This window comes from Tenacibaculum sp. AWR4_210 (assembly GCF_056160945.1).
The window spans coordinates 154244-167833 of record NZ_JBSWYF010000003.1 but is presented as its reverse complement, the minus strand read 5'-3'; the positions used below and the strand labels follow the sequence as shown (position 1 = coordinate 167833).

The window sequence follows — 13590 nt, the reverse complement described above, 5'->3', positions numbered from 1 at the left end:
TGATTAGTTCACATACGAAGGTACAAAATTTTCAAAGTTACTTAACGATGCTGATTTTGTTTATTCTTATTAGTATTGAATTCACTCGTTTTCTCAATAGGGCAGTGGTTGACGAGTAGGTCGAACCCATTCACCTTTTCTTGCGGTGCGATGTACTGTGAAATCTCATTTTCTTTGGATGTAAGTTGTAGCAAATAAACAGCATTGGTTTCTGTGGGGTGTATGCGTAATGTGGTAGGGAGTGCAACTCCATTTTTTCCATATGCTATCAAATCTGCGTGAATAGTGTCTCCTTGAAATTTTGGTGGATCGGAATACAAATATATCTCATATGATAGCCTTTTGATGGCAATAAAAGCTGAGTCTTGAAGTATAAAACTTTCGGTATTTCCATCACAAGGATCGTAAACAACATACTCGCCCTGATATCGTTCTAGACAAATCCATTTTTTGAAAGTATTGTGGCGTGCTGTAGTTACTATGGTCGATTTTAAGTGTAGATCTCGATGGAGTGATGCAATTTGTTCTTGTAATTGCAAAGGCCTCGTTGATAGAAGTTTTTGGTAATTATCAGAAGTTTTACTGGTGTCAAGGTAACGCAGTGCCTTGGTTAAATCGAGTTTTTTAGGATCATTGGTTACAATTACCTGTTCTTTTGAACGATCTTTAGGTTTGGAAGCGTTTTTATGATCCTGATAAGTACAACCACTCAATAGCAATGTAATAGTTGCTAGTACTATGCTTGTTAGTGTTTTTGAAAAGTTATGTAGCGTTTTCATGAGCATTTTGAAGTTAGGATGGAGTATGGTCTAAGAATCCTTCCGGCTGGTTAATTCCTTTTGGAAGAATGTTTTTAGCAACTGCTTCCTCTTTGGAAATACTGTCTAGTGTTTGAAGGTTAGGAAGTTGTAGTATATGGACTTCTTCGGAACTTCTATTCTGAAATTTAAAATAAGAAAGGAGCTCGTCTTTACGAGCTACTTCGGCCCCTTGAATCTCGAAGGTTTTCACAACGCCATTTTGGTAACTACAAACATAAATCGAATGTTTTTCTTGATAAGCGAATAGTAGGTGGTCTTTATACCATTCCAGAAGAATGCAAATACAGCCAAATATTGGATTGTAGGTAATTGGTTCCCATTCGAAATATTGGTTCTCTTCGCAGACAACTAGGAGAAACTGATCTCGGTCGCTCCATTGATACCAAGCAATACCATTGTCTTTTACCGCAGTGTCTGATTCGTATATATGATAGTTATCTTTTCCATCAGTCCATCGAAGGTTTTGTATACTCGATTCTTCACTCGCAAGAAATTCAATTGCTGGCGATTCCGCTTGTCGAGTGAGAATTTTACGTATCCGTGTTAAGGGAGTTTCTGAAATCATAGCATGTATCTGTTGATGATGTTCAAATATACACAATAAGCATTTTCGGTGAAAGTAGTTATTTCTAATTCACCGAAAACTGTATGGATTATTTTTTTAGGAATGTCAGACCTTTGAAGTTTTGTCCAGATAGCTTAAACGCTCTAACTGCTCCTAATTCATCTCTATGAAAATTGAACTCACCAATAGGCTGAGCGAACATGCAGTTTTCCGATTTACCTTGTAGTAAAACTTTTGCCCCTGATTCTCTAATGACGTAGACCTTTCCGTCTTCAATGATGATTTTTAAATAGATGTTAAAGGCGTCGTTAAAATAGGTTCCTCCGACGTTCACTGTTATTTTTGAGAGATTCGGCGTTTCAATTTTGGGGCATTCATAAGTAAAGTCTGCAATCCTAAAGTCAAATTTACCATCGTACAAATGAATTTTTGAATAGGGAATAAAGGGAAAAGTATAGGTAGTTCCCGTAAGATGGGGCAATGGAGCTGATTCTTCTGAGCCAAAAGACCTAAAATGAAGGACTCCATTTTTTTCGAGTAATTCAAAGTAATTTCCCGGTTGAAATTCGTAAACACCAGCAAATTTTTTCAAGGTAGCCTTTGTAGGTTTCGATTTTTTTGGAGCGTTAGTAAAATATGGTTTGAGCAATAGGTCTATGGCCCCGTAAATCATATCAAACCCCAAAAAGTTGTTCGTGTTTGTCATGATGACCATTGATAGTTTTTGTTTTGGAGCGTGAAGTATGTATGAGGTGTACCCAGCATTTCCTCCACCGTGAAATACGATATCGATACCTTTATAAGTTTCGAACTGTAAACCAAGTCCATATCCAATCTGACGTCGGTTTTTTAGCACGGTTGGAACTTGCATTTTTTGAAATATGCTCTGAGTGGCATCGGGACTTTTTTGGAAGTATTGAGCCCATTTGCTAAAATCTTCTATCGTGGTGTTGATCCCTGCCGAACCTACTGCAGTTAGGGTCGCTGGCAATACTTCATAACCACCATTGGTACTACGATACGAATAGGCTTTGTTCGGAATGATTGTCGTCATATCGGTTATTGCGGCACTGTTATTCATTTGTAAAGGAGCAAAAATTCGCTCTTTGAGAATCTTCGGAAAAGGTTTCTTTTCTATGCGTTCAATAATTTCAGCAAGGAGAATAAATCCTGTATTCCCGTACTGATATTGAGTTCCTGCTTCGAAATTCACCGTTCTGATTTTCAGTAAAAAGGCTACAATTTCACGATGATTCATGGCTTTGTTTGGAAAAATACCTTTGAGTCCTGCTAATTCGTGGATGTTGGGAAGTCCGTGCGTATGATTGGCCAAATTTTCTAAACATATATTGTCGGGGAGCATTTTCAGTTCAGGTAGGTACTTTTTTATATTGTCTTTCATAGATAACTTTCCTTCTTTTTCCAAGCTCAAGGCAAGGAAACTTGTAAACTGTTTGGAAACCGAGGCTATTGGAAAGACGGTCTTTTTTGTTACGGGGATGCCGTGTTCCAAGTTTGCCAATCCAATACTGTTTTGGTACTGGGTTTTACCATCTTTGATAATAGCAAATGAGGCTCCTGTTTTATTGGCTTTAAAGAGGCTGTTAAATAAAGAATCAATTTGACCGTATTCTGGAAACTTGGTCGTGTTCTTTTGTGAGTACACCTTGCTATTCGAATAGCAAATAAGTAAAAATGTGATAACTATAGTAACTGATTTCATGGTTGTTTTATTTGTTCGAGACAAAAGTGAAACAACTTTGAGAAATAGGGGTTTGAATACAGGAAGTCGAACTGTTTTTTTAGTGATAAAAGCGTTCGACTTTTAGTTGTACTAGTGTTAAGTGGTTGATTTTCGGTAGCTTGTTGGGGTTTGGTTGGTTTCTTTTTTAAAGGCCGTATAAAAAGAAGATTTTGAGTTAAATCCGACATCATAGAGGATTTCTAACACTGTTAAATCCCGATCAGAGGTTAAAAGTTCCTTCGCGTCGTTAATTCGAAATTCATTGATATAGTCGAAAAAGTGTTTGCCCGTTTCTTGATTAATAATTCCTGAAAGTTCACGTACGGGTATGTCCATTGCATCGGACAATTGTTGAATAGTTAGGGATGCATTTAAATAGGGTTTCTCCGTTTTTAGGTAGGTATTTAACGTTTGAATGCGTTCGTCTGTAGGAGTGCTATGATTATCTTCCATGGGAGTGAGCGCTGCATTGATGCCTTGAAATAGTTTGGGAGCAAAAAGCGCTTTACTAAAGAGCCATGAAATAAACAGAACGATAAAGATAAGAGTCACAATACGCCATGAATCGACGGTCGTGGCACTTTCTGAAGTGAATCGATAATAGCTTTTTACGAAGGTAATCACGGAAATGATTACATCTACAATAAGAAATTGCTTAAGCCAATGGTAGTTGTTGAGTGCTGCAGCGTTGGCATAGTGCTGTTTTACAATAAGACCATAACGTCGCACCTGATAAATTTCAACGAACAAAAAGGAAAAACCGACTAGATAGCCGAAAAAGGTAATAAATATTGCCGCGGGTTGTGAGGTATATTGTTGGAAAAATTCGTTTTGTACACTTGGAGACTGATTAAAGAAGGCGGGTATTAAAACGATAAAATTAATTAGTAAAGGGATAAAAAATAAAAGGTGTTTCTTTTTTAAGCTAAAGTCATCGTACAGTACCGATAAAATGTACAAATACAGCATAGGTGACTTTAGACCTGCAAGTCCTTCCATACGGATCATCTCAAGAGCGAGGGGGAGCTGGATGAATTTGTGGTAAAAGAAAGCTGAAATGTCTAGAGCAATTATCAGGAGATAACAGGCAAACAATTGATTGCTGAGTTTTTTCTTTGAGGGGATACTTAGCAGATATCCTGAAAAGGATACAAATAAGAAGACGGAAAAAATACTCAAAAGTTCAATAAATGTAAAGCTCATAGTACAGGTAATTCTAAGGTATAGTTAAGCCCTTTTGCTGGTGGTAAATATACTCTTTAAATACAAAGAAGAAAACGTTACCTCGCCTTGGTTAGGAAATTGAAAACTTAGCGAGAGATATTTTGCAGTCATTCAATGCATTCATGAAAAAAAGTGAAAAATAAAAGGGGGGATTGTTGGTGAATTAGAAGCTGAATTTTACCAAGGCGATTATTTGACGAGGTCTTAATTGAAAGTTGCTTTCTGAATAAAAATACGTATCGTTCTGGGCGGTGGTAAACGCTTCTGAGTTCAAAATATTATTGCATTGAATTTCAAGGTCAATACCACTTTTTGAGAATGTATAGCGATAATGAGCATTGAGGAAATACGTGGCATTATTTTTCGCTGAATAATTGTTGTGGTAGTACGACGATTTTAAACCGATATATTGATTTTTTAAGGGGTAAAAATCGATATTCACGGCGTGTTTCTGTGTAACAATTGTAGCTAAAGCAGGTTGATTTCCGATAAATGCTTTTAAAAAATTAAAGCTGTTGTGGTAGTTGAGGTGCAACCAATCGTTAAGTTCACTGTTAATGTTGGTTTCAAATTTGATATTTTGATTACGAACAGTAATCATACTACTATTAAGTAATTGTTTGTTACTGAAAAATCCCCCATCTACAGTGAGAGAAGCCAATGTTTTTAAACGACTTACGTATTTACTTGCATGAATGCTCAAAGAATGGCTATTCGCTGTGTTTTGCTGTTGTTTATAGTTGAGTGCAATGCTACCATTATTATTAATTTGATTTCCCAATAGTAGGTTTTGTAAAGTGTGCGTATAGGTATATACTCCATTGATAAAAAGGGAATTCAGTGGATTTCTATAGGCGATTCCTAAGGAGGAATTTTGATGTAATCGCTGCAACAAGGGGGTATCGTAGCGTTGTATGTTTCTATAATTGCGTAATAGGTAGCCGTAGTGCAGCTGATCTAGCGCACCAAAACTGTTTTTTATGTCAGCAACTAAGGTCGTTTTCCAGTACTTATTTAAGGTTCTTTTTACTGAAATTCGCGGTTGAAAAGTGAACCTGTTAAGCTGCTCCTGTTTAAATAAATGTGGATCTTCTCGTTCTATTTTGTACAATCGGAAAGGCGTTTCTAGTTGGATCTTCCAGCGGTCTTGCTGATATTTACTAGCAATATTCGCAAACAATTGAAGTTCCTGATGTTGGAGTTCATTTATAAAATTACCCGTTAGTTGTTTGGTTTTCCCTTGTTCACTTAAAAATATAGCACTTTGAAGTTTTTGTTGTTGCAGTGTAACTCCCACTTCCGGAGTAAAACTGAAGTTATTGATTTTTTTGGTCATTCCAACAGTATTACGAGTATAGAACCTTCGATAATTCACAGTCTGTCGAAGTTTATCATACGTATTCCCGCTGTTGAGTACATCTTCAAATTGAACCTGATCAAATACGAGCTCTTGTGGAGAAGAGGAATAGTGAATAATAGATTTAATGTTCAGGAGTTGTTTACCTATGGGTTGTATCCATTTTAGCCTATTGCTTATGGCTAGTTCTGGTATTTTAGCCTGTTGTTGTGAAGGGGTGCCATTAAAAACAAGGCTCCCTTGTTGAGTATCCCAGTACTTTTTAAAGGCACTTACGTTTTTAAAATAAGAGTTTTTAGAATTGTTGGTATAAATTACCTTCCCTTTGAAGGTTTCAAAGTTTAAAGAGTTATAGGTTTTTTCTGTGGTGCGTATTGCGTTTGCATTCGTAAGGTAGGTAGTGTTACTAGTACCCTGATAAACTTGCTGATCCTTACTATAAGATAAGTTTATTTTTAAATCTGAATCTTTCTTTAACCGTTGTAAATAGTTAGTACTAACTAGGTGAGCTTTGTTGTTTAACCATTTTGTTTTCTCAAAATTTGGTGGACTGAGTTGATGGATGTTTACCCACTGTTTTTTAGCATCATCGAACTCTTCCAACAAAGCATCGATAGTCAGTGTTTTGATCTGAGTAGCAATATCATTTCCCGTGTTGTTAGTTTGGTAAGAGGAAATCATTTGCTTATTTTTCGAAAATAACATTGGAGTTGCGTTGAATTCCCATAAGGTCGGATGTATCCCAACTCCTGTTTTTGCCGTTCCTGTTAGGGCAATGGCGCGTTTCAATTTGATATTTAGAGAGGTGTTGTTTGAAAAGGAAACACTGTCTAAAAGACGTATTGGTTGATGATTTTCTAAAATCTGAACTTTAGAAACAGCATTGGCAGGCAAATTAGCATTGGCTAAATGGTATTTCCCCTCCAATAAATCCATCCCTTCAATATAATATTTTTCAATAGGAGTACCTTGGTATAAGATTTTTCCGTCACTGAGTACGGAGATGCCTGGAAGTTTTTTAAGCACATCAGCAATAACCCGATCTTGTTTGTTTTTGAATAATGAAACAGCGTAGTTTAGGGTATCTCCTTGCTGACGAATAGGCTTGTTTTTAACGATAACCTCCTTGAGCTTCTCAGAAGATTCCTTGAGGATGAAATGAACAGATTGAGAGGTGTTTGCCAGCGTTTTGGATTGCTTTTGAAACCCAATATACGAGGTGTTAAGCTGTATTTCGGTGTGTTTACTATCGAGTTGTAGCTCAAATAATCCTTGACTATCGCTAATAGCATAGGCCAGTATAACGCTGTTGTTTACTTGGGTAACCGTAACACTACAGCCTTGTAAAGGACCATTGTTTTCGTCTACAACAGTCCCTTTGATTCGTGTTTGAGCATAGCTTAAACTACTGAAGAGAAGTATGAATATTAGCGTCCTAAGTACCATGCACCACCCAATTCTATTGGATTATTTCTCCTATTGTATTTTTCTCTGATTTTATTTCGATGTTCCTCGTCTAAAGTAAAGCCAGATTGAGATAGTTTACTGACGATATTTTTTTTGTATTCTTCGTGCTTTTGTAGAAATGTCTTTTTATCTGTGGTGTACACGTTTTTAGTAGGAATCAAATTGGGGTAGTTGTAATTAAAACGAATCTGATGTAATAATTCGAACGTATAATGGTTTTTGGAGTCTGCTATTTTTACTATCAAACCGGGTAAACCACTAAATTTATACGGGCCATCAGAAACTGGAATTTCATTTGTAAACCACGCAGTATAATGGCGACCTGAAAAGGTAGTCGTCGCTTTTTGACATAAAAAACCGTTTACTTTTTTCGTTGCTGTATGGATTTTCCATTGGATATTTTTCTTTGACTCTTCGTATAGGTAGGTATCCATAAACAATCGGTAATATGTCGTTATGGTATTGTCAGAGTTATCTTTGATGATCTTATACGGAAAACGTGTTTTAGGCATTTTTACATCGATAGAAGCCCTCTTGTTTTTGATTTCGGTAAAGAGCGAATCACTAATAAATTCATTTTTACTCAAAAAGGCCGATCCTTTTCGGTTTCGCAACAATACCATTTCAACAGAATTCTTACTGTTGGGGTCTTCTTTTGTTGGTTGATACGTAAGTAAATACGTGAATTTGTGTTGGAAGTTTTCCGACTGAGCACTGCTATTCAGTGCAAACAATAGGCTTAGTATAAAAGTGAGCTTTTTCAACATGAATGATAATAGCGTTAAATATAGTAAAACAACCTGTTCACTGTTGAACAGGTTGCGATTTAATTAGTTTTCGACTATTTCTTTATTTTAATTTTGATCTACAAGTATCAAAAGTTTCTTTCCTTAGTAATTTCCAAGAACACTGCTTGATAATTTTCTCTTTGATAACAAAAGAAACAACAAACTTTATTTGGAAACTATTAAATAAAAAGCTCCAAAGGTTATCGATGCGATTTCGAAATATTTTGAGTCTATGTGTAATTAATTCGAGAGATTAATGACAATAATAGTTTCGATGGTACGATGTGTTTTTACTAATATGTATTGTGAAACTTTTCAATTTTAGCAATGATATTTACAAGAAGGCTAGCAATTCCTTTTTTGTTTTTTAATCGAGGCAAATATATGGGTAATTTTGAAAAATGAAAATAGTTGTTAGAAAATTGTGAGAATATCGTAAGTGAAATGTTAAAAACATGATCAACATAGTGTCGTTGTAACGAAAGGCTGTGAACGCCTTCTTTAGGAATAAGAGTTGTTAAACTGTAGAGAACAATTCATCTAAGTGAAGCGCTGTGCGGTATCGTGTTCAATAGGGTACATAGATAAGCCAAAAAGTATGTTCAAGAGGAATCGAAGTATTTCTAAAGTAATTAGGCCGTCATTGCTAGAGTAACCCTTGTTGATGTATACTAAAAAGTAAGACCGGTAGCAGTACCGGTCTTCGTGTAATTGTTACTTTTTGATGAGTTTTTGAGAGCAACTTTTTCCTGTTTGCCTGTCCGTGAGTGTAATCAGATAGACTCCTGAAGGAAACTCATGGATGTCAAACTGTTGATTAGAGGTTTGTTGTTGTTTTAATAGTTGCCCTTGTAAATTGTAGATTTTGATAGTAAGTTCATTCTGGAACTTCCATTGTATGTATGCTGATGCCGGGTTGGGGTATAAAACGCATTTATTCGAAGCTACTTGGTGTTGCGCAATAGTGAGTGTATTGATGTTGGTAGCCTTTCCTCCGGTAATCATTGAGTGACTTTGTGCATTGGAAGGAGTGATTGCGCCTCCAAAAGAACTTCCAAATGCGGTTTTAAGTTGCGCATTGGACTTGTTCAAAAACATAGTAGGTGTCACCCGTTCAGGAAATAGACTTTCTTGTGGGTAAAGGTATGGGCTTAGTAACGTTGCGCTAGGGACAGGTATAAAGTCAGCAGCCTGTTCGTCAAAATAGAGCTTAGAATTATGAAATGGCCCAAAGTTTAACTGAATATCGTCAGGCAATAGAAAATAGGCAGTCATTTTTACACCTGATCCGTCAGGATGCAATAGGGCAAAGGCATCTCCAGCATTATTTAAAAGGTGAAATTGAGCGTCGAGCACTATGTTTTTCTGAGGCTTGTTGAAGGTAATATTACCTTCAATTCTAATTTTCCTCCAAGCAGTGGTAAGGTCTCTCGGGACGGGGTTTACCAGTGTGGCCGGGTTACCAGTAGTTTCCGTATTGTCAACAATACGATCTGTCCAGCCTTTAGCCCAGTTTACTTCGCGTATGTAGATGTCCGTCCCAGTATTGTCAAAAAGTCCATCTTTAACGAGTACTTGTGCATTTATGGGAAGTGTGAGTCCCTGTGATTGCCCATTCCATCCAGCGATGACATTGTTTTCGAGTTTCCAGTTCCTCGTATTGTGATAGTGGTCTAAGTCAATACCGATGGAATGTGGCTCATTCTCCAAGCGCCCTGGGTAGGGATTCGGAATCGGACGCCAAGGAGCGAGTTCTGTCGAAGCACCGTATCCGTATACTTTATTGTTTTTAAGGGTGATTTGGGCACAGTTCTCAAATTGCATACCCGTTCTGCGAATAGACCATAGTGTGGTGTTTTCAATTACTAAATTCATAGTATTTCGGTACAGTGTAGGCGTCATATTGAATTCAGTACTGTTGGGTTCATTATTTTCATGAAACTCTGTCATGATATAGTCCCCTCTAAATCCTTGAGCAGCGCAGTATCCAATATTGTTTTTAAAGGGTCTCGGAAGTATATACCACACGTCATAAATCCAGTTAGGATAGCGTTGACGATGGTTTTTTAGTTCGTTGTTTAGGGTTGGGAATTCACTTGGAGGTACGTATAAGTCTATTTTGTTTTGCATTTGTGGTCGCCCACGCAAACTTTCAAAGAGTCCTTCTGTCCAATAAATATAGGCATGTCCGCTACATCCAGCAACGACATTTCCTTCAAGGGTAACTCCCGTGCTGTGCAGCCAAAAGCCATCGCCTTGATGGGCAAAATCAGAAATACCTTCTCTACCATCGGTCAGGCCTTCGGTTCTACCACCGTGAATTCCTAGCGCACCACCCATCGGGCGTCCTTCGTTTAAGGGTTCGTTAGCATTATAGGTACGAATGGCAATATTTCTTTTAAAAGATCCGAGTTCATCACCGGCCTCCGTACAATAGGCAGATCCAACTACGTCATAGGTAACATTTTCAACGAAGTCTACATAGGAAGAATGGTTGACAAAGCCCCAGCCAGGATCGCCGTTAACGACACAGCCTTCCACTGTAGCTTTGTTGTTATTAGCATCTAATGATCGATGAAAATGGATGGAGTAGCGACCACGAGGATTCGTACCCAATCCGGCAGGGTAGGGAACGGTGGTGCTAAAACGTGGATCGGGTTGTCCCGCAGGTCCTTCTAAAGGCACCGACCAGTCGTCAAGAGGAATCATTTTATTGGTTCTCCCCAAATTTTTAGTGGCAATATATCGCAATTGAACATCAGGGTTGTGCATAAACATCAAATGACCTCTTGGTTTACCATAGCCATTGGTGGCTGGTAAAGCATCGACACTGGCGTTTTCAGAGGAGATAATAACATTTCTGGTATTGTTAGCAACGTGGACAGTCACTTTATTCATAAGCTCAGTGGGTGGTAGGTGGTCTTTCAATAAAGCTGTGCTAAGGCGAACTGAATTGTTTGAAATAGCCTGAATGCTTACCAGTTCGTCACTTTGATAATCATTAATATTTGTACCGGCAACAGCGAGCTGATCTCCAGCTTTCCATCCAGTAGGTGTGCTTCCCAATTGGAGTACGGTGCTTCCAGCAGTTGGAGCTACGGCTAGTGTTGACCAGCTTGTTTTTCGAGCACCTTGCATGCGTACAGGCCCCATAAGTACAGCTCCTGGTACAAAACGTTTGGGATCCTGAGATTTGGTGGTTCCGCCGCGCCAGGCAAAAATTAATGACGCTTTCACATTGTTTTGTATGGGGTTGGTTAGCGTTCCGATCTCAAGTTGTCCTCCCATATGACTCACCAGAAATTCTGTTTTGAGTTCCGTATTGACATTCGTTGAAAATTGAAGTTTTGCCTGGGCAGCAATTCGTACAGATTTAAAGGCTTCTGGAATTTTACCGTCTACAGTAACGGTAATATTTGGAGGAATTAAAATCCTAGCATCATTAGGAGGTAGGGTACCACCCCAGGTGTTGGGGTTGCTCCAATTCCCTGAATTGACTGCTGTATTTGTTGGTGTACCGGCTACTTGTATGGGGGTTTGCGCAATGCTGTATTGGCTAAGGAATAGAAAGTAACACAAATAAAGATAGTGTTTAAAGGATAATTTCATAAGGTTCGGGGTTTGAATTTCGATAGCACAAAGTTATTTTTTTAGTGAATTAATACTCGACTTGAACTTCCTGTTTTAGGTATACTTTTAGTATACAGAGTTGGTTTTAGGGTTGTTTTATAGGGTGTTAGATCGGTGTTGTGAAAACTGTGGGTCTATTTTAAAAAATACTGAAGTTACTGAGGGATATTCACGAAATTTAGTGAATCATGGAGTTCGTTTTTGAAAATTACTGATCGTAGTACTTGTCGCGAGCTTCGTCTAAGTTCACTGAAAAAGGTGAAATTCTTTAAGTATCTTTGAATAACTTAAAATTAGCTACTCAATGAGGTCATTAAAAGTTATTATTTATTTCTCAGCATTGTTTTTTGTTACCGGAATGCTGGGACAAGAAACGGATACAATTTTAGTTCGATTAAAAAAAAATATAGCTGTAGCCAAGAATGATTCGCTAAAGATAATCCACTATTTAAGGTTGAATAAATATTATCACGCTCGTGATCTTTATAAAGCGGAGAACTTGCTAAGTGAGATACTGATAATGCTGGATACAGTTGACTATGATGCCAGGCGACATCGAGCACAAATTTACAGTCGACGAGGAATCATAGCTCGTGTACGAGGTGATTATCCAAAAGCGCTACGCAATTACAATAAGGCAAACGCTTTATACGAAGAAATTAATGATACAGAAAAATTAATCAATTTGTATACGAACATTGGAAACTTATACAACTATCAGTACGATTATAAAACAGGAGCTAAATATCTGAAAAAGTCCATCCAGATAAATACCAAGCCCATAAAAGAGAGTTTGGGAATTAGTTATCGTTTATTGGCGGGAAATTTCGAATCTCGTGAAATGAAAGATTCTGCTTTGTACTATTTAGAAAAGGCACGTGCTATTTTTAAGGAAATAAATGTGAAAATTGAGTATTACGCTTCAAATATTCAGTTTGTGAGATATTGTTTGTTGGAGTTGGATGAAACTGCTTCTCACGATCACCTGTTAGCTATGGCTAAAGAAACGACTGCGTATTTTAAGAAGAAACAGCACAAGCATTATTTGAGTGAGAGTTACTACGATTTGGTAAAGATCAACTTTAATACTAAAAATTATGCCTTGGCGGAAAAGTATGCCGATACCACGATCCGCTTAGCAAATCAAATACAGAAGAAACATTTGGAGTCAATGACCTATAAACTACGTAGTCAAATTTATGAGAAACAAGGTAAGTTGAGTAAAGCCTTGGTAGATTACAAGGCTTATGAGAAAATGCAAAAGGAGATTTATACAGATAAAAAATCGAAAGAAATTCGAGAAATAGAAATGGCTGGAGAGTTCGAGAAAAAGAAGATGAAGGATAGTATTTTGTATGTAAAACAGAAAGAGATTCTAGTCTTGGAAAAAGAGAAAACCCAAGCCCAAAACGAGCTGTTAGTGCTTTTGAGTGTATTGGGAATCTTACTTGCCTTTTTCGTTATTAGACGTCTCTGGAGGAAATGGCGCAGAGAACAAGCGATGGGGCAACAAATTGAAAAAGAACTGAAACAAAGTCATAAAGAGATTTCGGTGTTGAACTCCGATAAAGAGAAATTATCAGGTGAAGTAAATCAATTGTTGACTGAGACCTTAATTCATTTGCGTACGAAAGAAAAGTTGGCAGAGGATTTGGCAAAACTGTCTAATGAAAAAGAGGGAGTCACTCTCAAAGGAATTATTGCCGATCTAAAGGCTGATAAATTAGAGGACGCTAAAATTGTGGTTCTAAAAAAGAATATAGAAACCTTGAATTACGAATTTCTGCAGACCCTTAAGTTAAAACATCCAGGCTTGACAAAAACAGATATCGAAATTTGTTCTTTTATAAAAATTGGATTTTCAAGAACCGAAATTGCCAATTTAAGAAAGACGAGTATCGATGCTATCAAATCTACTCGTTACCGCTTAAAAAAGAAGTTAAAATTAACGTCAGAAGATTCTTTGGATGTCTATATTCAATCACTTTAAGAGT

At 37.4% G+C, this 13590-nt stretch carries 8 protein-coding genes; 1 reads left to right on the top strand and 7 read right to left on the bottom strand.

The features are described from left to right. Positions 1-41: 41 nt before the first annotated feature. The 7 genes from ACXAG7_RS06655 to ACXAG7_RS06625 form a co-directional block, all read right to left on the bottom strand. Positions 42-779, bottom strand: coding sequence for a hypothetical protein (locus ACXAG7_RS06655; RefSeq protein ID WP_476666387.1), 738 nt, complete (start codon positions 777-779; stop codon positions 42-44). Between the two features lie 13 nt (positions 780-792). Further along, positions 793-1386 (bottom strand): hypothetical protein, encoded by a 594-nt coding sequence (locus tag ACXAG7_RS06650; RefSeq protein ID WP_476666386.1) that lies wholly within the window; start codon positions 1384-1386, stop codon positions 793-795. Positions 1387-1474: 88 nt separating this feature from the next. Beyond that, positions 1475-3109 (bottom strand): serine hydrolase domain-containing protein, encoded by a 1635-nt coding sequence (locus ACXAG7_RS06645; protein WP_476666385.1) that lies wholly within the window; start codon positions 3107-3109, stop codon positions 1475-1477. A 117-nt stretch (positions 3110-3226) separates the two neighbouring features. Next, positions 3227-4333: a helix-turn-helix domain-containing protein gene (locus tag ACXAG7_RS06640; RefSeq protein ID WP_476666384.1), complete on the bottom strand. Its 1107-nt coding sequence runs from the start codon at positions 4331-4333 to the stop codon at positions 3227-3229. A gap of 184 nt (positions 4334-4517) precedes the next feature. Continuing rightward, on the bottom strand, positions 4518-7157 hold the full coding sequence (locus tag ACXAG7_RS06635) for a carboxypeptidase-like regulatory domain-containing protein (RefSeq protein ID WP_476666383.1): 2640 nt from the start codon (positions 7155-7157) through the stop codon (positions 4518-4520). Further along, positions 7139-7945: a GLPGLI family protein gene (locus ACXAG7_RS06630; RefSeq protein WP_476666382.1), complete on the bottom strand. Its 807-nt coding sequence runs from the start codon at positions 7943-7945 to the stop codon at positions 7139-7141. Before ACXAG7_RS06630 ends, ACXAG7_RS06635 begins: the two co-directional genes overlap by 19 nt. Positions 7946-8680: 735 nt before the next feature. Continuing rightward, complete coding sequence (locus ACXAG7_RS06625) at positions 8681-11575, bottom strand: G8 domain-containing protein (protein ID WP_476666381.1); 2895 nt, start codon at positions 11573-11575, stop codon at positions 8681-8683. 325 nt (positions 11576-11900) lie between these two features. Here ACXAG7_RS06625 and ACXAG7_RS06620 point away from each other — a divergent pair, with 325 nt between their 5' ends. Next, entirely contained in the window at positions 11901-13586 is a 1686-nt protein-coding gene (locus ACXAG7_RS06620) for a tetratricopeptide repeat protein (protein ID WP_476666380.1), read from the top strand. Positions 13587-13590: the final 4 nt, after the last annotated feature.